We start from the raw sequence: 18,436 nt of genomic DNA on the forward strand, positions 1-18,436 counted from the left end.
TCTTTGCCGAACCGGCCCAAGCGTGTTCGGCGTCATGTCGATCCTTGCATGAAAGCCAGCGTTTCCGCGCGCGTCGGTGCGCCGAGCCGTCCGCCAAAGCGCAGGCACTTTAGCGCGGCGGCGGCGCTGGCCACTGCTATCGCCCGCTCTTCGTCCCAACCTTCGGCCAGGCCGAGAGCGAAGGTGCCGTGAAACACGTCGCCCGCCGCCAGGGTGTCGACGGCTTCGACCCGCGGCGACGGCAGATGACGGACATCATTGCCGCCCGGGTGCTGGAACACGGTGCCGTTCGCGCCATCGGTGACCGCCACGAAGGCGCCGGTCCGTTGGCCGAGAATGGCGACGGCGGAACCAGCGGATATCTCCGGACCGCAAAGGATGCGTGCCGCCGGCAGCGAAGCAACGACATGCGAGGCGAGCGGCAGCAGCCGGTCGAGCACCGGTCGCGACGCGACATCGGCGTCAAGGATCGCCGGGATGCCGCACTCGCGAGCCTTCGCCAGCGCCAGGGCCGCGGCTCCAGGCCAGCGGACATCAACCAGCACGACGTCGAAGCGGGAAAAATCCGCGGGCGGAAGACGGTCAGGATCGGCTTGCGTGACGGCATCGTAGAAGGGCACGATCATGCGTTCGCCGGCGGCATCGACCAGGATCGTGGCAATGGCCGAGCGGCCACCTTCAACCCTGCGCACCAGCGAACAGTCGACCCGCTCCGCCTCCATCTGGCCGATGACATCGCGGCCGACAGCATCGTCGCCGACGCTTGCCCATAGCCAGACCTGCCCGCCCTGGCGGCTGGCTGACGCGGCGGCGCTTGCCGCCATCCCGGCCGCGATCTGTATAGCCTCGCTCGGCAGGAACTTGCCGGCGCCGGAGGGCAGGACATCGAGGCGCAAGATCGTGTCGTAGGTGAGCGCGCCGACGCAGAGCAGGCGGGGCGCCGTCATCGCAGCCGGTAGCCGCGCTGATGGGCAATCGCTGTCATCACGCCTCTCAATTCGGCAAGGCCGCGAAGACGGCCGATCACGGGGTAGCCGGGATGGGTGCGCCGCGCGGCGTCATCAATCAGCTCGTGGCCATGATCCGGGCGAAACGGCAGCAGCGCCGCCGGTTCACCGGCATCGCGGCGGCGTTGCTGCTCGTCGAGCAAGATCGAGACCACCGAGACCATGTCGACATCGCCGCTCAGATGCTCGGATTCCATGAACGAGCCGTCCGGGTCCATGCTGACATTGCGCAGATGCACGAACTTTATCTTGTGCGCAAAGCGCCTGGCGATTGCGGGCACGTCATTGGCCGGGTTGGCGCCCAGCGACCCGGTGCACAAGGTGAGGCCGCTATGGGCCGATGGCACGGCGTCCAGGATAAGGGCGATGTCGTCGGCGTTCTTGACGATCCGGCACAGGCCGACGAGATCGCGCGGCGGATCGTCCGGGTGGATCGCCAACGTGACGCCCGCCTCTTCGGCCGCCGGCAGCACGTTTTCGAGAAAACGGACGAGGTTCTCGCGCAGCCGGTCGTGCGACAGGCCCGACTGCTCGGCCACCACTTCGCGCAATTCTGCTATGTCGTAGCGCTTGAAGGCGCCCGGCAGGCCGGCCATGATGTTGGCGAGCAGACGTTCTTTTGACGTATCCGGCGTCGTCTCGAACCATTCGCTCGCCCGCTGGAGAACATCGGACGCATAGTCGCGCTCCGATCCCTTGCGCTGCAGCATGTAGCAATCGAACGCGGCAAGCTCGTGCATGTTCATGCGGAGCGCCCGTCCGCCGCCCGGCAGCGGCGCAGCCAGGTCGGTCCGGGTCCAGTCGAGGATCAGCATGAAGTTGTAGCAGACCGTGCGCACACCGCAGGCGCCGAGATTGCGTAAGGTCTGCCTGAAATTGTCGTAGAGCCGGTCGAGATCGCCGCGGCCGAGCTTGATGTCCTCGTGCACGGGCACACTCTCGACGACGCTCCATTTCAGGCCCATCGCCGGATCCGCTTCGATAAGCGCCTGGCGCTGCCTGATGGCGTCGATCGGCCAGACTTCGCCGTAAGGGATGTCGTGCAGTGCCGTCACGATGCCGGTCGCGCCGGCCTGCCTGGCATGGGCAAGCGTTGCTGCGTCGCTCGGGCCAAACCATCGCCACGTCTGCTCCATTCGACCTCCAGCTGCGGAATTTCTCGATGAGAACCGCTGGTGTATTGGATACTACCATGGCAGTCAATTGCTTGCCGCAGCCCGGTCCTGTGTCCGCGTTCGGGCGGCCGCCCTATGAGAGATTACAACGGTACGTGGCGTTCAGATTGAACGGCTATGCAAGGTCCGAGTTTCGGCTGGCCCAAATCGCGCCGCGTTCGAACATCGTGCGCATTTGCGGCACGGCGAACTCGTCGGCGGTGTGGCCGAGCGCGCTGTAGAAGACGCGGCCCTTGCCGTAGCGGCGCTTCCAGACGACCGGCATGACGACGCCGGCGATGAAATCGAGATGCTCGCCGGTGAAAGTAGTCGTCGCCAGCACCTCGTTGGTCGGATCGACATGCATGTAATACTGCTCTGAACGGTAGGCGAAGCCGTCGATGCCCTGCATGACCGGATCGTCTGGCCTGGTGATATCGACGTGATAGTCGATGATGTTGCCGGGATGGGCGACCCACTGGCCGCCGGTCATGAACTGGTATTCCGGCTCGTTGCGGAAGCTGTCGCACATCGTGCCGTGAAAGCCCGCAAGGCCGGTGCCGGCCCCGACGGCGCTGGTCAGGTTTTGCAGTTCCGGCTTTTCGATCGTCGACATGGTGATCACCGGGACGATGAGATCGAGCTTGCTCAGTTGCGGATCGGCAAGCGCCGAAGTCCCCTGCTCCAGCTGCACGTCGAAGCCGTTGCCGGCCAGCATCTCCTTGACGATTTCGGCGCTTCGAGCCGGGGTGTGACCTTCCCAGCCGCCCCAGAAAATCAGTGCCGTCTTGCTCATCGCATTGTTCCCTATTCCAGAATTCCGAAAGGCAGATCGGCGCGCATCGGCGCCGGCCGGGCGCAGCCATATCTGAGATCGATACGCTGCCCTACGTCTGCTGAAGAGATGATCGATTCCATGATTTCCAGGACATGGAGGGAAAGGTCGAGACTGGCGCGGTGTTGCCTGCCCGAGACGATCGCCTGCGCCATGTCGGCAAGGCCGAGGCCCCGGTAATTGCCGTCGCCATAGGAATGGATCTGATCGGCCACCGTCCAGTCGCCCTTGCGCTGGCTGGTCCTGATGTCGCCCTGGAACTGGTTGGGATCGGAGACGATCATCGAGCCCGTGGTTCCGTAAAGTTCGATGTGATTGTGTTCATGCTTCCAGACGTCGAAGCTGGTGGTGATCGAGACCGCGGCGCCATTCTCGAATGCGAGCAGGCCGGAAATATGGGTCGGCACCTCGACCCGGATGGTCTCGCCCTGGCGCGGTCCAGAACCGATGGTGCGGGTGGCGTAGGATGACTTCGCCTGCCCGGTCACGGATTTTACCGGACCCAGGAGATTGACCAGGCAGGTCAGGTAGTACGGTCCCATGTCGAGCATCGGCCCGCCGCCGGGCTGATAGTAGAAATCCGGATTGGGATGCCAGAGCTCGTGGCCGGGCACCTGCATGAAGGCAGAGCCGGCGACAATGGTCCCGACCGTATCCTTATCGACCAGCCGCCGCGCCGTTTGGTGGGAGCCGCCAAGAAAGGTGTCGGGTGCACAGCCGACGCGCACGCCCTTTTCGCGCGCGGCCGCGACCAGCCGCTCGGCGTCGCTGAGCGTCGTTGCCAGCGGCTTCTCGGAATAGACGTGCTTGCGTTGCCCGACAGCCTGCAGGCCGACCGGCACATGATGCTGCGGCGTCGTCAGGTTGAGCACGATCTCGACGCGCGGATCGGCCAACAGCGCGTCGACCGGCATGGCAGCCAGGCCGTAGGTCGCTGCCTTGGCCTCGGCCGCCGTCCGGTTGACGTCGGCGACGCCGACAATGTCGAGCACCGGGAATTGTGGCGATGCCTTCAGATAGGCATCCGAAATGTTGCCGCAGCCGATAATGCCGACGCCGATGCTGCGCATGGGCTTCTCCTCAAAAGGCGGCATTGATGAAACAGCAGAACTCGTTTGTCACCCCCCTTTCGGCCGGACGAGGTTGTCCCGTGACAAGGATATACCTCGAGAGCCTCAGAACCGCCGCCCGATCACAATCGCGCGCCTATGCGCGAGCGGCTTGATTTCGAGGTCGAACGGCCGGTACTCAGCAACACTGCTTCATGTAGCTTGCTCGACATTTCTGATGCCGGCTTTGAGCACAGCACAGATTTTCACCCGTAGAAGGACGCACATGATCCGCCCACAAGGAACCATCGCACCGATCCTGACGCCGTTCGAAAACGACGGCCGCATTGCCCGCGACCTCTGGATATCACACGCCAAGTGGGTGCTGGATCAGGGAGCGCATTTCCTGTCGCCGTTCGGCACCACGGGCGAGGCGTTGTCCGTCTCGTTGCGCGAGCGCATGCAAGCGCTGGAGTGGCTGGTCGAGGCCGGCATTTCGCCAAGCCATCTGATGCCCGGCACCGGTGTCACAGCACTTGCCGAGACCGTCGAGCTGACGGCGCATGCCGTCGGGCTCGGCTGTGCCGGGGTGATGGTGCTGCCGTCGTTCTTCTATACGGCCGCCGGCGACAACGGACAGGCCCGCTACTATGGCGAGCTGATCGAACGGGTGGCGAACCCGGCGATGAGGATGATCCTCTACCACATCCCGCAGAATTCCGGCGTACCGGTGAGCCCGGCGCTGACCGCCCGCTTGAGCCAAGCGTTTCCGGATGTCGTGGTGGCTTACAAGGACAGCGCCGGCGATTGGAACAACACCGTGGCGGTCATTGCGGCAGCTCCAGGGGTCGCGGTGTTCCCGAGTTCGGAAGCACAGCTGACGAAAGGCCTCGCCAACGGTGCTGCGGGCTGCATCTCGGCGACGGTCAATCTGAATGCCGCAGCGATCCGGGCCCTCTACGACGCAGCGCTGGCGGGAGAGGACATTACTGACGCGGATGCCGCCATCAAGGCGTTCCGCAAAATCATCCAGGACGCCGGCCTCATCTCCGCGATGAAGGCAGTGCTGGCGGTACGGTCCGGCGACAGACGCTGGCTGAACCTGCGCGCGCCGCATGAGAACGCGACGCAAGCCACCGGCGAAGCTTTGCTCGCCGCTCTCGGCCCGCTAGCCGACCATATCGGCCGGAGCTGACTATCGGGCCGTGTTCAGGGCGGCAGCAGCGCGTATCAGCGCCTTGAACGCATTCTCATCTATGTCTTCGCCCTCACGGATATCGATGGCGCGCCTGGTGTTGCCTTCGAGACTGGAGTTGAACAGGCCTGAAGGATCCTGCAGGGAGGCGCCCTTTGCGAAGGTCACCTTCACGACGTTCTTGTAGGTCTCGCCGGTGCAGATTATTCCGGCGTGCGACCACACCGGAACGCCTCGCCACTTCCACTCCTCGACCACTTCCGGGTCGGCCTGCTTGACGAGAGCACGGACATGGGAAAGCGTCTTGCCTCGCCAATCGCCCAGCTCACTGATCCTCGCATCTATCAGCTGAGAGGGAGAGCTCTCTGCATTTCCTTCCATAGAGCCACTCTTCATCTTCATCGTCATTGTCACTTTCCCTAGGGTTGTTGCCGCTCGCCCGTCACATGAATACCGCTAGTCGGCACCGGGTTTGCGGGAATGACTCGCATTCCACTCACATTCGCTCGCCAGGCAACTGGCTGGCTTGCTTTACCCAGCCGGTGAGTTGAGCTTCGTCGAGCTGGTCGTCCTCGCGGATGTCGAGGTAGCGCACGTCCTTGTGCTTGGACTCGCCTGGAGGGACAGGATGCAGCGACGTGCCGCGGAAGAAAGCCAGCTTGATGTACTTTGTGAAGCAATGGAAGTTGAGGAACCAGCCTTGACCCTCTACGCCATAGAAGGGCGAGTTCCATTTGACGGCCTTGCGCAGGTTGGGAACGTTGCGCTCGATGAGTGCGTCGAGGCGGCGGCCGACGTCGCGTTTCCAGCGCGGCATGGCCGCGATGTAGGCCTGCACGGGAGCGTCACCATCACCCTTCGGGATCTGCGGGTTGCCGCCTGCGAGGAGGACCGGCTTGGCGGCTGCAGGCTTGGCGGCGGGCTTCTTCGCGACCGCCGCTGACTTGATGGACGTCTTGTCGGCCATGCGTTCACTCCAATGCGCCGGTGCCCCCTGCGTTGCGCCACTTGGGAGCGTAAGGCAGCACGAACATGTACAGCCCGGTAAGCAGGAGCAAGCCGAGTGGAAACAGCGGCAAGAGGTATACCCAGTAGGCGGGTTCCTTGCCTACTCCCAGGCTGATGAAGATGGCGGCGACGACCGTCGCAAAGATGATCGATAGCCAGCGGTGGATCTGCCGAACCCATTTGTTCCAATCCATTGAGACCTCCTCTGAAGACGAACCGAAGCGGATCGGGCAGCCCGTTTGGCGACTCCCGCCGGGCAGCCACGCCACTGAACGCATGCTTTACCAGCGCGCCAGTTGGGTGATTTGAACGAGATTGCCGCAGTTGTCGTTCAGCTGGGCGATGGTCGAGCCGGTCACTTCGGTCGGCGGCATCGTGAACTCGGCGCCGCGCGCTTTGATGCGCTCGTAGTCGCCCTTGACGTTATCGGTGAAGAACATGACCGCGGGCTGGCCCTGCTGGAAAATGGCTTGCTGGTAGGTCTTTGCAGCGGGGTTGTCATTGAGCGCGAGTTGCAGCTCGGCACTGTCCGGCTCGTCGGGTGATGCGACGGTCAGCCAGCGAAACGGCCCATTGCTGAAATCAGCCTTCTTGGTAAAGCCGAGCGTTTCGGTGTAAAAGCCCAGTGCCTTTTCCTGGTCGTCCACGTATACTTTGGCCAACTTGATCTTCATTGGCTTGCCTCCATTATCGCCTCGTGATGTCGCTCTGTAACAGAGCCCTTGCCTGGATAGCCCAGCGGATCTCAGTCCGTCCGCGCCAGAACCTGCTCCAGATCGTCAAAGAACCTCGGCCAGCCGACTTTGGCACCCCGGAAGTAAGGCTGCTGATCCGGCCGGAAGCCCGACTGTTCCATGCGCAAGCGGGCTCCGGTGCTCGTGGGGGTGAGGGTCCAGGAGACGACACTCTTGAGATCCTTGGTATCCCACGTGTAAGTCAGTGTTCTGTTCGGCTCGACCGTCTGCACCTGACATTCGACAGCGCCCCAGTCTGCGTGAAGATTGAAACGGTGGTCCGCGACAGGTTTGAAGTCATTTTTCATGAGCCACTCCTCGATCAAGTGTGGTTGCGTGAGCGCGCGCCAGATCTTCTCGGGCGGATAAGCGATTTCCCGTTCGACAACGACGGAGAGCGTTTCGGTCGACGTTCGGTTCACTGGTCCATCCTTTTGAGCAGGTCTTCGAGGTCGTCGAACCGGCTCTGCCAGAACCCGGTCATCTGGCTTGTCCAGTCGATCAGGGGGGCAAGCGCAGCAAGCTGCGCGCTATAATGGGTCTGTCGCCCTGCATGGCGGTCGCGCACGAGCCCGGCCTGCCTCAAAACGCCGAGATGTTTTGACACGGCCGGTTGCGAAATTCTGGCCTGAGCCGTCAGAGCCCCGACCGTCTGCTCTCCTTCGCGACACAGCCGCTCAAAAATAGCGCGCCGAGTCGGATCGGCAAGCGTTCTGAAGAGTACATCGTGAGCGTTTGGCATTGGGATCGATAACTCTTCGGCTATTGATCGATGTATAACCGCCGGGATATGTGTGAGTCAAGCGGGAAGCGGCATAATTCTCGTTGCAGGTCACCTGCTTCGCTCACGCAGCCAGTTGCTTATTCGCCGTGCTCTGCACTGGAATTGTCACGCGTTATGCGCTACATGACCATCTACATGGTCAGGAGCGTGACATGGATGCAGTCAATCTGGCGGACGCCAAGGCACATCTGAGTGAGCTCGTCGACCGGGTTGAAGCTGGAGACTCGATCGACATAACCCGGCGTGGCAAGCCGGTCGCCAGGCTCACGGCCGTGGCCCGCCCTCGCAAACGGATCGACGCCGTCCTGCTCCAATCCCTGACCGCAACCATGTCTCTGCAGGCTCAGGCTGCCACCGATCTGGTGCGATCGATGCGAGATGGCGATCGCTATTGACGTCCTATCTCGATACTTCGCTGATCATCGCGGCGCTATCCAACGAAGCCGTGACCGCGCGCGTTCAGGGCTGGCTGGCGGAGCAGGACCCTGCGCAACTTGTGATCAGCGACTGGACCATCACCGAGATGTCCTCCGCCATGGCGGTCAAGCTTCGGACCGGACAGATCGACCTGGATCAACGCGCGGCAGCGCTCGCGATGTTCAATAAGCTTGTCGCTGAGAGCTTCACCGTGCTGCCGGTGACGGGCGGGCATTTTCGGGTCGCCGCGAAATTCGCCGATCAGCATATCCTCGGGTTTCGTGCTGGCGACGCCCTGCACCTCGCGACGGCATCGGAGCATGGCGCCACGGTGTGGACCCTCGACCAGCGGCTCGCCGAGGCAGGACCGATTCTCGGCGTGCCGACGCAGTTGATGGCATGATCGAGGCCCTCTCCTCCAAAATGAACACACCTATTGGCTGCAATTCTTGACCCTTGACGACTTGTGGATATACATTTCTCCCAGCGTATATCTAAGAGAGGAAGTGGCATGCAGGTCGCCAAATGGGGAAACAGTCTTGCGGTCCGCCTTCCCGCCGCTGTGGTCGAAGCGCTTGAACTCAGGGAAGGCGATGAGATCGAAATCCATGTCGCTGACGCCCGCCAGCTTGGCGTCGCGCGGAAGCCCGGGCGTGAGGAGTTGCTGAAGCGTCTCCGCGCCTTCCGCGGTCGGCTTCCCGCTGACTTCAAATTCGATCGGGACGAGGCAAATGCCCGCTAGTTTTTTCGATACCAATGTCCTTCTTTATATCGCGTCAGACGACACGGCGAAGGCGGATCGGGCCGAGGCGGTCATCGCCGATGGCGGGGCGATCAGCGTGCAGGTTCTCAATGAACTCACCAATGTCGCGCGTCGGAAGATGCAAATGTCATGGGACGACACGCATGCGCTGCTGACCACGCTGCGCGGCCTGTTGACGGTTCATCCGCTCACGCACGAGACCCACGAAACAGGATTGAGGCTCGCCGAGCGGTACGGCCTTTCCACCTATGAAGCGATGATCGCCTCCGCGGCGGTTCACGCTGGCTGCGATACACTCTGGTCAGAGGACATGCAGCACGGAATGGCGCTCGACGAAGGCTTGCGCATCGTTAATCCCTTTCGCGTTGCGAGCTGATCACGCTCATTGAAGGGGGCTGGCCGGGAGCGAACTGGCGGCTTTCGATGTTGCCGAGCGGCGCGTCGGGCACGGAGAGCGATGCTGTCAACCACAAGCGTCTGCGCGGGCGAGGAGAAAGGCCGCCTCGCGCACGTTGCGGGTGAGCTTGGCCGCAGCCTCGAATTCGGCGCGGGCCTCGGCCAGCCGGCCGGCCCGAAACAGAAAATCGCCCCTCGCCGCCGGCAATGGCGCATAATTGCGCAAGGCGGCGGCGTCGGCAATCTCGTCTACCAGCCGCAGGCCCGCTTCGGGCCCGAAGGCCATGCTGTGGGCGACCGCTCGATTGAGATCGACCACCGGCGAGGGCATCACTGCACGCAGCCGGTCGTAGAGCGCTGCGATGCGGGGCCAGTCGGTGTCGGCCGGACTGCGCGCCCGCGCGTGACAGGCTGCAAGCGCGGCCTGCAACACATAGGGGCCATCGCCCCCGAGGGCTTCGGCATGGGCCAGCGCGTCAAGGCCTCGGCGGATCAGCAGCTGGTCCCAGCGCGCGCGGTTTTGCTCGGTCAGGGTCAAGAGGGCGCCGTCCGGCCCGATGCGTGCCGGCAGGCGCGATGCCTGGATTTCCATCAGAGCCAGCAGGCCGAACACCTCGGCATCCTCGGCCATCAACCCCGCCAGCATGCGGCCGAGCCGTTGTGCCTCCAGGCACAGGCTCGGCCGGACAAGGTCGTCGCCTGCCGTGGCGGCATAGCCTTCATTGAAGATGAGATAGATGACCTCCAGCACCGAGGACAGACGCGCCGCACGCTCGGCGCCGCGCGGCACCTCGAAGCTGAGCCTGGCCTTTCCGATCGTCCGCTTTGCGCGGACGATGCGCTGGGCGATCGTCACCTCGCTCGACAGGAAAGCACGGGCGATCTCGTCCGTCGTCAGGCCGCCGATGACACGCAGCGTGAGGGCCGCGCGGGCGTCGGCCGAAAGTATGGGGTGGCAGGCTGTGAAGATGAGACCCAGCAGCTCGTCGCCAAGATCGTCGTTCATGGCCATTTCGTTTCCCTCGGCCGTACCATCGCACTCGCCGTCCAGCTCCAGCGCGATCTCCTCATGCTTGCGCTCGCGCATCTTGTCGTGACGGATCGCGTCGATGGCGCGGCGTTTGGCGACCGTCATCAGCCAAGCGCCGGGATTGGCCGGAACGCCGGTCCTGGACCATTCGGATAGGGCTATGACCAGGGCATCCTGCACCAGTTCCTCTGCAAGATCGACATTGCGCACGAGGCGGGCCAGCCCCGCGATGAGCCGGGCCCGTTCAATGCGAAAAATCGCCTCGATCGCCTGCTGCGTCTCGCCTGCCGTCATGCTGCCTTATCGGCCAAAGCCATAACGAAGGCAAAGCAGGTTGCGGCCGACAGGTTCAGTTGCCGCTGAGCTTCTCGCGCGTCCGGTCATGGATTTCCGTGACCTCCGGCGTCAGATTCCCATTGCCAATCAGCCATCTCGTACAGCGGCCGGATTTCAATCTCGCTCGGTCCCGGCATGGGATTGGGGCAGCGCTTCACCCAGGCGACCGCCTCGTCCATGTCCTTGACTTCCCAGAGCCAAAAGCCGGCGACCAGTTCGCGGGTCTCGGCGAAAGGCCCGTCGATGACCGTCCGGCGGGGGCCATCGAAGGCAACGCGCTTGCCCTGCGAGGAGGGCTTGAGGCCATCGGCGTCGAGCAAGATGCCGGCATTGCGCAGCTCGTCGTTAAACCTGCCCATCGCCTCCATCGCCTCCTTCGCCTCGGGCGTGGGGACAAAGCCCTTTTCGCTGTCCTCGGTAGCCTTCACGAGCACCATCACACGCATCGTCTGTCTCCTTGTTGAGCCGGACTCACCGGCCCGGCATCGAAACGACGAACGGAGTTTAGGAAATCGACATTGTCCTGCAAATTTTTTTCGAGGTTGAGGAGAAGCCGCCGATCGCGGCTCCCCTGGTCAGGAATCGCGATGGCGCGATATCGAGATTGGGCGCAACGCTGGTCGCCGATTGTAAGTAATTGAGTGGCCCGCCTAAACCATTTCGGGACGTTTTGAGGCCTCGCGGATCGCCTTGTGCACGCTGCGCTGCAAATCCATGAAGGCCGGGGTTTCCATGACCTCTTCCCGGCGCGGGCGCTCGATGTCGACATTGAAGGTCTGCATGATGCGTCCTGGGCCGATCCCCATCACGACGATGCGGTCCGACAGGTAGACGGCTTCTTCCACATCATGGGTGACGAAGAGCACGGTGAGCCTGTGCTCCTCCCAGATCTGCGTCAGGAGTTCCTGCATCTGATGCCTGGTCAAGGCATCGAGCGCGCCAAAGGGCTCGTCCATCAGAAGCATTTTGGGTCGATAGGAAAGAGCACGCGCTATGGCCACCCGTTGCTTCATGCCGCCCGAAAGCTCAGACGGATAACGATTGGCGCTGTGAGGGAGCTTGACCAGATCGAGATGCTCGCGTGCTATCCTGCGGCAGGTCGCGCGATCATGACCCGCGGCCTTGAGGGCGAACTCGATGTTCTGCTGCGCCGTCAGCCAGGGAAGCAGGGTGTAGGACTGGAAGACGACGCCGCGGTCGAGGCCCGGCTGCAGGATCGGCGCGCCATCGATGGCAAGATCTCCCGCGTCGAAATCCTGCAGTCCGGCAACGATCGACAGCAGCGTGCTCTTGCCGCAACCCGACGTGCCCACCAGCGAGACGAACTCGTTGTCGGCAAGATCGAGATTGATATCGCGCAGCACTTCCGTGCGCCGCGCGCCCGTGCCGAAGCTCTTGTGGAGACCTTTGATCCCCAATTTGGGCAAACTCATCGGCCCGGCCTCATTGCACGTGGCCCTCCTGCCGGAACAGCACTTTTCCCAGTGCCTTCATGACCTGGTCGGTAATGAGGCCAAGCACGCCCAGCAGCAGGATGTAGCCGATGATGGTGTTTGTCTGGAAATAACGCTGGGACACGGTGATGCGGTAGCCGAGCCCTGATGTCGCCGCGACAAGTTCCGCCAACACCAGCCAGGTCCATGCCCAGCCGAGACTGATGCGCAACGTATCCCAGATGCCTGGCAAGGCGCTGGGAACCACGATGCGCGTCAGGATCCTGCGATCCGGCAGGCCGAGCGTCCTGCCAAGGCCGATGAAATCAGCGGGAACCCGCTTCACATTGTCCATGATCATCAGCACCTGCTGAAAGAAGGTGCCGATGAAGATGATCAGGAACTTCTGGGCATCGCCGGTCCCCGACCACAGGATGGAGAGGGGCACGAAAGCGACCACCGGCATGTAGCGGATGAAATCCACAAGCGGCTCGATCGCCGCTTCCCAAGTCCTGAAGCTGCCGATCAGCACGCCAATCGGAATCGCCAATGCCGAGGCGATGAGGAAGCCAACAGAAATACGGTATATTGAGGTCCTGAGATCCAGCCACAGCGTGCCGTCACCCGAGAGCTTGCCGAGCTGGGTCACCACGCTCCCCGGCGAGGGCAGGAAAATCGGCTTTACCAGCCCCAACCCCGTTGCCGCCCACCAAGCGAGGCCGAGGCCGGCAAAAACCGCCACTGCTATCATCAGGAAGCGCGAGCGTGCGATGGGCGCGCCGATCCCGGAGGATCGGCGACGGCGCATCGGCTGTTTGATCACCTGCCCCGGCGCTGCGTGAGACGGGCTTGGCTTGGTCGCACGCTGCTCGGACATTTGCGTCACCACCGCGAGCCGGCCCTCGTCATTTCGCGGCCTTGACGAATGACGGGTCGATCATCTGCTCCGGCGTCACGTCCGCCTGAAGCAGCCCGGCGTTCTTGGCGGCTGCCTCGACATCGGCGAATGTCTTGGTGGAAAATTCGCCCGTCAGCGCATCCTTGTTTTCGGCGAGAGTATAGTAACGCACGCCATCAAAGGCGGTGTTGAGGTCTTCGACGCTCGAACCAACCGCCTTGGAGATGATCGCCCGGCCGTCGGGCGTGTCGGCATTGTAAGCCTTCAGGGCCGCATCCCAGGTTTTGATCATGGCAAGCACCTGGCCGGGACGCGACTTGATCACCTCATCGCGCACCACCAACACGTCACTGATCAGGCCGGGATCTTCGCCTGCGGTGAAGAGCAGCTTGACGTCCTTGTTCTGTGCCCTGGCCGCGGTGAGATAGGGCTCATAGGTAACCGCGACCGGGACCTGGCCGGCGATCAACGCACTGCCGGCATCCGCCGCCGGCATTGGAACCGGCTGGACATCGGCGATGGACATGCCGTTCTTGGCGAGCGCGTATTTGAGCAGGATGTCGCTCGTCGTGCCTTCCTCGAAAGCCACCTGTTTGCCCTTGAGGTCGGCGACGGAGGCGATGTCCTTGCCGGCGATCATGGCGTCCGCCGTCATGCTGACGTCGAGCAGAAGCACGATCTTCACCGGCAGGCCGGCCGCAACCATGCCCATAGCCGTGTGGGTCGCGATGTTGGCGGCATCGAGCTGGCCGCTCGCCAGGGCGGCGTTGATGTCCTTGTCCTCGGCGAAGTTCACGATCTGCACGTCAGACAGCCCGTTTGCCTTGAACAGACCCTTGGCTTCGGCGACGTGCCACTGGCCGTAGCCAAGCCATGGCTCGATGCCTATCTTGAATGTTCCTGCCTCAGGCGTCGCCGGAATTGTCGTGTCGGCCGCGTAGACCGCCGGGGCAAACCCGACGGCAGCAGCCATAACGAGTGCCCGAAATTGTCCTGCTAGGTTACGCATCATCTTGTTCCTTGATGATCAGGCCGCTTTTTTGAACCAAACATCCGGCCTGGTGAGAATGCGGGCTTCTGCTCTTGCGGCACCTGCCTCGGCATCTTAGCTGTCCGTTCAACGAAAGTGCGACGACACTTCAACGTCAGCAACAGCGGATGTCAAGGCTAAATACATACATGCATATACAAGTTAGCCCCCCTCCTTCCGACTCTGATTCGCTTCACTGCGATCAGGTTTTTTTGGATGGAGAATATCGACTGCCAAGCGAGTAGCGGCTGCCAACGTAAGTCAGCTTGCTGATCGTGGCAACGACGGCGCCCGTCCATGTCCGGCGATGCAGAAACAGGCAGCAGCTGCCGACGTCGATGCCCAGATACCGCGCCGTCTCGGCATCGGCAGGGGTCGCCGAGATGATGTGCTCGACCTCCGTCACGGGGGTTTTCTGCATGAGGTAGTCGTAGGTCGCTGTCTTGGAAAAATCCTGCTTGTCATAGTCGGGTATCAGGCCCGGGTTGACGAAGCGCTCTTCCAGTTGCACAGGCAGGTCGTTCTCGAAGTTGACGACGATGGAATGATAGACCGACACGCGCTTTGCAAACTCAAACGAAAGCGCGAGCTCCTTTGTCGGCGTGATCTTTTCGAGGACGATAACCTCGGAGCGATGCCTGTTTCCCCGCGCGACAATTTCCGCCGCGATGTTGTTGATCTCGATCAGTGCGGATTGCGGTCGAGGCGGCGCGATGAATGTGCCGACGCCCTGGAGCCGGATCAGAAAACCCGCAGAGGTCAACTCCCGCAAGGCACGATGGACCGTCATCCGAGACACGCCGAGTGTCGCCACGAATTCATTTTCGGACGGCAGCTTGCGGTCCTTGCTCCATCGCCCCGTTCCGATATTCGTCAGGATGTAGTCCTTGACCTTCTCGTAAAGAGGGCTGGCGGTGTCGGGCAAAGTGATCATTACAAAAATCCTTTCCGGCAAGGTTCGGAAATCACACGCGCCCGGCAGACCGCATCCGGATGATTGTTTTCAAGCCATCGCCCTGTCCCGCCAACAACCGCTTATAGGCTGCGGGAACATCATCCAGGCCGATCTCCCGGTCGATCAGTTCGACCATGGGCTCGGTCAATTCGCCGAGCATCCGGATGGCGTCGAGAAGCTCATCGGCAAAGGCGTGGCATCCCAGCAATGCGATTTCGCGTTCAACCAGGATGTTGGGATCGATATCGAGGCGGCCGTGGAATATGCCGACCATCGCAACGGTGCCGCCGGCGTCGAGAACGCCGAGCAACTGGCCGAGTGCTGCGATGCTGCCGGTCGCTTCGACGGCAGCGAGCAAGGGGGCATCCGCGGTGGCGGCGGCGATGGCGTTCCGGTTCAAATCGACGATGCTGGCGCCGGTGACCCGCGCCACGCGGGCGCAGCGGCCCTGATTGCGGTCGGCGACGAGCACGGTACCTGCGAATGTCCGGGAAAGCAGCAGTGCGGCAAGCCCGCCAATGGTCCCGCAGCCGACGACAAGAACGGAACCGGCCGTTTTCGGCAGACGCCGCACTGCGTGCAACGCTACAGCCAGCGGCTCGGCCATCGCCGCGACGCGTTCGTCAAGCACGGCATCGACGATGTGCAGGAGGCGTGCGGGCAGGACCGCCTGTTCGGCAAATCCGCCGTCGCATATCTCGCCGACAAAGCCCAGCGACGTGCAAAGATGCCGCTTGCCTGCATGGCATTGCGCGCATTCTCCGCACCAGAAACGGGAATCGGCGACCACTCGGTCGCCAACACCGACGGTATCCACGCCCTCGCCGATGGCAATCACCGTGCCTGTCAGCTCATGGCCGGCCGTGGAAGGCGATCGGCTTATCCATTGGCCCGTGCGGAAGTTGTGGAGATCGGAACCGCAAATGCCTGCGGCATCGACCCTCAGCTTCACCCAGCCTGGCTCGGGAGCGCCTGGCGCGGCGATATCCTCGACGCGCAGGTCGCCGGGTCCATGGAGCCGCGCCGCCCTCATCGTCATCGTTTCCGCTCAGCCGGCGAGATAGCGATCGCGGATCTCCGAAACCGCGTTCTCATGCGAGCTGAATCCTTCGTAGCGGGCGAGCCTGCGGGCATGCAGGGCGAGTTCCGGATAGGCCGCCGAGGTCACATAGCCGACCGACGATCTCTTGACGAAATCCGTCACGGAAAGCGGTCCAAAGGTTCGCGCCCACCGGCTGGTCGGCAGCACCGCATTGGGTCCCAGGACGAAGTTGGCGAGGGTCACCGGCGTATGCGGACCCATGAGGATCTCGGCAGCTTCCGTGATACGTCCGAGATGCGCAAATGGCTCCGCTGACAGAATCTCGAGGTGCTCCGGCGCATAGTCGTTGATGAACCGGTAGCTGTCCTCCAGCGACTCGGTCAGCACGATGCCGCCGCGCCTTCCAGTCAGCACCGCGCGCGAGAACTCCACACGCTGTTCGCTCATCCGGGACCAATGTTCCGGTATCGCAATCAATGCGGCTTCGGCGACCTTGCGGCTGTGCGTCACCAGGTAGGCCGAGGAATCCGGCCCGTGCTCGGCCTCGATCAACAGGTCAAGAGCAGCCAGGCCGCCGTCGACGCTGTGATCGGCAAAAATGATCGCTTCGGAAGGACCGGCGGGGAGACCTGTGTTGATGATCGGGGACAACACGCTCTTTGCCGCCACCACCCAGGGGCTCCCCGGCCCGACGATCTTGACGGCAGGCTTCACAGTCTCGGTCCCATAGGCGACGGCGGCGACCGCATGGGCGCCGCCGCACTTGTACACGGTCTCCACGCCGGCGATGCGGGCAGCAACCAGCGTCGCGGCGTCGACGGAACCATCCGAAGTCGCAGGCGTCACGATCGCGATCTGGGGAACCCCGGCAATCACCGCCGGAACCGAAGTCATCATCGTCACCGAGGGAAAGGCGCCTTTGCCGCGCGGAACATAAAGCGCAACGGAAGCAATCGGTGTGTATCGGTCGCCCGCATAGGCGCCCGGCCGAACTTCCTTGAGCCACATCGTTTCCGGGCGCTGCTCCTCGTGGAAATGCCGGATGTTCTCAATGCCGAACCGGATACTCTCCACGACGTCCTTGTCGACCTTGTCGAATGCCGCGTCGAACTCCGCTTCCGAAACTTTCAGTCCACCGTCGGCAACATCGGCTTTGTCGAGTTCGCGTGCAAACCGGAGCAGTGCCGCGTCACCTTCATCCTTGACGGCCTGGATGATTGGACGGACCTTTTCGATGAAGGAAGACAGATCTCCTTCGGCGCGTTTCAGTAAACTGGCCCGCTGATCGACACTGAGGGATGACAGGCGGTGGAAGCTGACGTCAGACATGGCGGCTCCTTTTCTTAGAACGCAATTACGATTAGCGCTTGTCGATCACTTCTGGGACACGTCTCCGGCCCCTGAAGCCTTCAAATCGATGCGAGAAAGCCTCCATCCACGGGAATGGACTGGCCGGTTATGTAGGCTGCCGCATCCGAAGCGAGGAACACCGCGATTCCGTGCAGGTCCGAGAGATCACCAAAACGGCGCTGCGGAATCTTGGCGAGCATCGATTGCTGCCATGCCTCGTTGCTGTAGAACACGTCTGTCATCGCTGTTCTGAAATAGCCAGGCGCAATGGCGTTGACCCGGATCCCGAGATCGGCCCACTCTGCAGCAAGCGCCCGCGTCATGCCGAGGAGGCCTGATTTCGACGAGCCGTACGGCACCGCCGTGGGAACCCCAACCTCGGAGGTCAGCGAGCAGAGATTGATAATGACGCCGGGCCGCCCGGCGTCTCTCATCTGCCGCGCGGCGGCTTGGGCGCAGAAGAAGGCGCCTTTGAGATTCGTATCGACAATCCGGTCCCACAAGGCCTCGTCGACATCGAGTGAAGGCCGGACCTCTTCCACCCCCGCATTGTTGACGAGAATATCGAGACCTCCGAGCAGGCTGCCGGCCTCGGCTGTCGCCGCCCGGCAGCGGTCGACATCGGTGACATCCAGGGCGACGGCGTGCGCGACCCCGCCGGCGGTGCGGATGGCGGCCATCGTCTTCTCGAGCGAGGCCACGCTGCGCGCCGCGACCGCGACGTCGGCGCCGGCCGCGCTGAGCGCCTCGGCGATGCTGCGCCCGATGCCACGGCTTGCGCCGGTTACAAGCGCCTTCCTGCCTGACAGATCGAAGAGAGATGCGTTGCGCATGTCATCCTCCTTGGTAATGTCGCGCTTGGACCGATCGCGTCGAGACTATCCGAATGCAGCTTATCTATACAAGCATGTACATCATGGCTGTAGTGCGCCATGCGGAACTTTGCTTGTCAGAGCGGCAGCGCATTGACCGACATCGGACCGGTCTACCCGGTTCGCCCCAGCCCATCTGGAGTTCATC

24 protein-coding genes are annotated in these 18,436 nt (G+C 62.6%); 5 read left to right on the forward strand and 19 right to left on the reverse strand.

Annotated features, from left to right (window positions below):
• Positions 1 to 32 precede the first annotated feature (32 nt).
• From NKH41_RS04415 to NKH41_RS04430, 4 genes are all read right to left on the reverse strand, one after another.
• Entirely contained in the window at positions 33 to 947 is a 915-nt protein-coding gene (locus NKH41_RS04415) for a PfkB family carbohydrate kinase (RefSeq protein WP_352768236.1), read from the reverse strand.
• Complete coding sequence (uxuA, locus tag NKH41_RS04420; protein ID WP_352768233.1) at positions 944 to 2,143, reverse strand: mannonate dehydratase; 1,200 nt, start codon at positions 2,141 to 2,143, stop codon at positions 944 to 946. The genes NKH41_RS04415 and uxuA overlap by 4 nt, the downstream gene beginning before the upstream one ends.
• A gap of 154 nt (positions 2,144 to 2,297) precedes the next feature.
• Positions 2,298 to 2,957, reverse strand: a complete 660-nt coding sequence (locus NKH41_RS04425) for a ThuA domain-containing protein (protein ID WP_352612058.1) — start codon at positions 2,955 to 2,957, stop codon at positions 2,298 to 2,300.
• Between the two features lie 11 nt (positions 2,958 to 2,968).
• Complete coding sequence (locus tag NKH41_RS04430; protein WP_352768230.1) at positions 2,969 to 4,066, reverse strand: Gfo/Idh/MocA family protein; 1,098 nt, start codon at positions 4,064 to 4,066, stop codon at positions 2,969 to 2,971.
• Between the two features lie 265 nt (positions 4,067 to 4,331).
• Between NKH41_RS04430 and NKH41_RS04435 the strand changes: the two genes are divergently transcribed.
• Positions 4,332 to 5,240: a dihydrodipicolinate synthase family protein gene (locus tag NKH41_RS04435; RefSeq protein WP_352473438.1), complete on the forward strand. Its 909-nt coding sequence runs from the start codon at positions 4,332 to 4,334 to the stop codon at positions 5,238 to 5,240.
• Here NKH41_RS04435 and NKH41_RS04440 read toward each other — a convergent pair whose 3' ends face one another.
• From NKH41_RS04440 to NKH41_RS04465, 6 genes are all read right to left on the reverse strand, one after another.
• A complete protein-coding gene (locus NKH41_RS04440) occupies positions 5,241 to 5,648 on the reverse strand; it encodes a DUF1801 domain-containing protein (RefSeq protein WP_502895665.1) in 408 nt (135 codons plus the stop codon). It abuts the gene before it with no gap.
• An 88-nt stretch (positions 5,649 to 5,736) separates the two neighbouring features.
• On the reverse strand, positions 5,737 to 6,207 hold the full coding sequence (locus NKH41_RS04445) for a DUF1801 domain-containing protein (protein WP_352768227.1): 471 nt from the start codon (positions 6,205 to 6,207) through the stop codon (positions 5,737 to 5,739).
• Positions 6,208 to 6,211: 4 nt separating this feature from the next.
• On the reverse strand, positions 6,212 to 6,442 hold the full coding sequence (locus tag NKH41_RS04450) for a hypothetical protein (RefSeq protein ID WP_352473441.1): 231 nt from the start codon (positions 6,440 to 6,442) through the stop codon (positions 6,212 to 6,214).
• Between the two features lie 87 nt (positions 6,443 to 6,529).
• On the reverse strand, positions 6,530 to 6,922 hold the full coding sequence (locus tag NKH41_RS04455) for a VOC family protein (RefSeq protein WP_352502145.1): 393 nt from the start codon (positions 6,920 to 6,922) through the stop codon (positions 6,530 to 6,532).
• Positions 6,923 to 6,993: 71 nt separating this feature from the next.
• Positions 6,994 to 7,404, reverse strand: a complete 411-nt coding sequence (locus NKH41_RS04460) for an SRPBCC family protein (protein WP_352473443.1) — start codon at positions 7,402 to 7,404, stop codon at positions 6,994 to 6,996.
• Positions 7,401 to 7,724 (reverse strand): ArsR/SmtB family transcription factor, encoded by a 324-nt coding sequence (locus NKH41_RS04465; protein WP_352768225.1) that lies wholly within the window; start codon positions 7,722 to 7,724, stop codon positions 7,401 to 7,403. The genes NKH41_RS04460 and NKH41_RS04465 overlap by 4 nt, the downstream gene beginning before the upstream one ends.
• A 194-nt stretch (positions 7,725 to 7,918) precedes the next feature.
• Here NKH41_RS04465 and NKH41_RS04470 point away from each other — a divergent pair, with 194 nt between their 5' ends.
• The 4 genes from NKH41_RS04470 to NKH41_RS04485 all read left to right on the forward strand — a co-directional run bounded on the left by NKH41_RS04470 (position 7,919) and on the right by NKH41_RS04485 (position 9,322).
• Positions 7,919 to 8,161, forward strand: a complete 243-nt coding sequence (locus tag NKH41_RS04470; RefSeq protein ID WP_352502143.1) for a type II toxin-antitoxin system Phd/YefM family antitoxin — start codon at positions 7,919 to 7,921, stop codon at positions 8,159 to 8,161.
• On the forward strand, positions 8,158 to 8,586 hold the full coding sequence (locus NKH41_RS04475; RefSeq protein ID WP_352768222.1) for a type II toxin-antitoxin system VapC family toxin: 429 nt from the start codon (positions 8,158 to 8,160) through the stop codon (positions 8,584 to 8,586). The genes NKH41_RS04470 and NKH41_RS04475 overlap by 4 nt, the downstream gene beginning before the upstream one ends.
• Before the next feature lie 108 nt (positions 8,587 to 8,694).
• Positions 8,695 to 8,925 carry an AbrB/MazE/SpoVT family DNA-binding domain-containing protein gene (locus tag NKH41_RS04480; RefSeq protein WP_023676182.1) on the forward strand — a complete coding sequence of 77 codons (231 nt, stop codon included), beginning with the start codon at positions 8,695 to 8,697 and terminating at the stop codon, positions 8,923 to 8,925.
• Positions 8,915 to 9,322 (forward strand): PIN domain-containing protein, encoded by a 408-nt coding sequence (locus tag NKH41_RS04485; protein WP_352502141.1) that lies wholly within the window; start codon positions 8,915 to 8,917, stop codon positions 9,320 to 9,322. The genes NKH41_RS04480 and NKH41_RS04485 overlap by 11 nt, the downstream gene beginning before the upstream one ends.
• Positions 9,323 to 9,409: 87 nt before the next feature.
• Here NKH41_RS04485 and NKH41_RS04490 read toward each other — a convergent pair whose 3' ends face one another.
• From NKH41_RS04490 to NKH41_RS04530, 9 genes are all read right to left on the reverse strand, one after another.
• Positions 9,410 to 10,666, reverse strand: coding sequence for an RNA polymerase sigma factor (locus tag NKH41_RS04490; protein ID WP_352768219.1), 1,257 nt, complete (start codon positions 10,664 to 10,666; stop codon positions 9,410 to 9,412).
• An 86-nt stretch (positions 10,667 to 10,752) separates the two neighbouring features.
• Complete coding sequence (locus NKH41_RS04495) at positions 10,753 to 11,154, reverse strand: YciI family protein (protein ID WP_051406115.1); 402 nt, start codon at positions 11,152 to 11,154, stop codon at positions 10,753 to 10,755.
• Positions 11,155 to 11,358: 204 nt separating this feature from the next.
• The gene (locus NKH41_RS04500) at positions 11,359 to 12,141 is read right to left on the reverse strand and encodes an ABC transporter ATP-binding protein (RefSeq protein WP_023676185.1); all 783 of its coding nucleotides are present in this window, start codon (positions 12,139 to 12,141) and stop codon (positions 11,359 to 11,361) included.
• A 10-nt stretch (positions 12,142 to 12,151) separates the two neighbouring features.
• Positions 12,152 to 12,949, reverse strand: coding sequence for an ABC transporter permease (locus NKH41_RS04505; protein WP_352569437.1), 798 nt, complete (start codon positions 12,947 to 12,949; stop codon positions 12,152 to 12,154).
• A 97-nt stretch (positions 12,950 to 13,046) separates the two neighbouring features.
• Positions 13,047 to 14,048 carry an ABC transporter substrate-binding protein gene (locus NKH41_RS04510; RefSeq protein ID WP_502893732.1) on the reverse strand — a complete coding sequence of 334 codons (1,002 nt, stop codon included), beginning with the start codon at positions 14,046 to 14,048 and terminating at the stop codon, positions 13,047 to 13,049.
• 223 nt (positions 14,049 to 14,271) lie between these two features.
• Positions 14,272 to 15,003, reverse strand: a complete 732-nt coding sequence (gene hutC / locus NKH41_RS04515; RefSeq protein ID WP_352502138.1) for a histidine utilization transcriptional repressor HutC — start codon at positions 15,001 to 15,003, stop codon at positions 14,272 to 14,274.
• Positions 15,004 to 15,034: 31 nt separating this feature from the next.
• Entirely contained in the window at positions 15,035 to 16,057 is a 1,023-nt protein-coding gene (locus NKH41_RS04520; protein WP_352768492.1) for a zinc-dependent alcohol dehydrogenase, read from the reverse strand.
• Positions 16,058 to 16,072: 15 nt separating this feature from the next.
• On the reverse strand, positions 16,073 to 17,395 hold the full coding sequence (gene hisD, locus NKH41_RS04525; RefSeq protein WP_352612040.1) for a histidinol dehydrogenase: 1,323 nt from the start codon (positions 17,393 to 17,395) through the stop codon (positions 16,073 to 16,075).
• Positions 17,396 to 17,475: 80 nt separating this feature from the next.
• Positions 17,476 to 18,249 carry an SDR family NAD(P)-dependent oxidoreductase gene (locus tag NKH41_RS04530; RefSeq protein ID WP_352473450.1) on the reverse strand — a complete coding sequence of 258 codons (774 nt, stop codon included), beginning with the start codon at positions 18,247 to 18,249 and terminating at the stop codon, positions 17,476 to 17,478.
• Positions 18,250 to 18,436 lie beyond the last annotated feature (187 nt).

The organism is Mesorhizobium sp. M1169, from assembly GCF_040318345.1.
In the GTDB taxonomy this organism is placed as follows: domain Bacteria; phylum Pseudomonadota; class Alphaproteobacteria; order Rhizobiales; family Rhizobiaceae; genus Mesorhizobium.

Coding starts and splice junctions, on each gene's coding strand:
- NKH41_RS04430 (WP_352768230.1), bottom strand. CDS start 4,066: ATGCGCAGCATCGGCGTCGGCATTATCGGCTGCGGCAACATTTCGGAT.
- NKH41_RS04450 (WP_352473441.1), bottom strand. CDS start 6,442: ATGGATTGGAACAAATGGGTTCGGCAGATCCACCGCTGGCTATCGATC.
- NKH41_RS04445 (WP_352768227.1), bottom strand. CDS start 6,207: ATGGCCGACAAGACGTCCATCAAGTCAGCGGCGGTCGCGAAGAAGCCC.
- uxuA (WP_352768233.1), bottom strand. CDS start 2,143: ATGGAGCAGACGTGGCGATGGTTTGGCCCGAGCGACGCAGCAACGCTT.
- NKH41_RS04510 (WP_502893732.1), bottom strand. CDS start 14,048: ATGCGTAACCTAGCAGGACAATTTCGGGCACTCGTTATGGCTGCTGCC.
- NKH41_RS04500 (WP_023676185.1), bottom strand. CDS start 12,141: ATGAGTTTGCCCAAATTGGGGATCAAAGGTCTCCACAAGAGCTTCGGC.
- NKH41_RS04485 (WP_352502141.1), top strand. CDS start 8,915: ATGCCCGCTAGTTTTTTCGATACCAATGTCCTTCTTTATATCGCGTCA.
- NKH41_RS04455 (WP_352502145.1), bottom strand. CDS start 6,922: ATGAAGATCAAGTTGGCCAAAGTATACGTGGACGACCAGGAAAAGGCA.
- NKH41_RS04480 (WP_023676182.1), top strand. CDS start 8,695: ATGCAGGTCGCCAAATGGGGAAACAGTCTTGCGGTCCGCCTTCCCGCC.
- hisD (WP_352612040.1), bottom strand. CDS start 17,395: ATGTCTGACGTCAGCTTCCACCGCCTGTCATCCCTCAGTGTCGATCAG.
- NKH41_RS04505 (WP_352569437.1), bottom strand. CDS start 12,949: ATGCGCCGTCGCCGATCCTCCGGGATCGGCGCGCCCATCGCACGCTCG.
- NKH41_RS04495 (WP_051406115.1), bottom strand. CDS start 11,154: ATGCGTGTGATGGTGCTCGTGAAGGCTACCGAGGACAGCGAAAAGGGC.
- NKH41_RS04465 (WP_352768225.1), bottom strand. CDS start 7,724: ATGCCAAACGCTCACGATGTACTCTTCAGAACGCTTGCCGATCCGACT.
- NKH41_RS04470 (WP_352502143.1), top strand. CDS start 7,919: ATGGATGCAGTCAATCTGGCGGACGCCAAGGCACATCTGAGTGAGCTC.
- NKH41_RS04530 (WP_352473450.1), bottom strand. CDS start 18,249: ATGCGCAACGCATCTCTCTTCGATCTGTCAGGCAGGAAGGCGCTTGTA.
- NKH41_RS04490 (WP_352768219.1), bottom strand. CDS start 10,666: ATGACGGCAGGCGAGACGCAGCAGGCGATCGAGGCGATTTTTCGCATT.
- NKH41_RS04425 (WP_352612058.1), bottom strand. CDS start 2,957: ATGAGCAAGACGGCACTGATTTTCTGGGGCGGCTGGGAAGGTCACACC.
- NKH41_RS04440 (WP_502895665.1), bottom strand. CDS start 5,648: ATGACGATGAAGATGAAGAGTGGCTCTATGGAAGGAAATGCAGAGAGC.
- NKH41_RS04435 (WP_352473438.1), top strand. CDS start 4,332: ATGATCCGCCCACAAGGAACCATCGCACCGATCCTGACGCCGTTCGAA.
- hutC (WP_352502138.1), bottom strand. CDS start 15,003: ATGATCACTTTGCCCGACACCGCCAGCCCTCTTTACGAGAAGGTCAAG.
- NKH41_RS04520 (WP_352768492.1), bottom strand. CDS start 16,057: ATGAGGGCGGCGCGGCTCCATGGACCCGGCGACCTGCGCGTCGAGGAT.
- NKH41_RS04415 (WP_352768236.1), bottom strand. CDS start 947: ATGACGGCGCCCCGCCTGCTCTGCGTCGGCGCGCTCACCTACGACACG.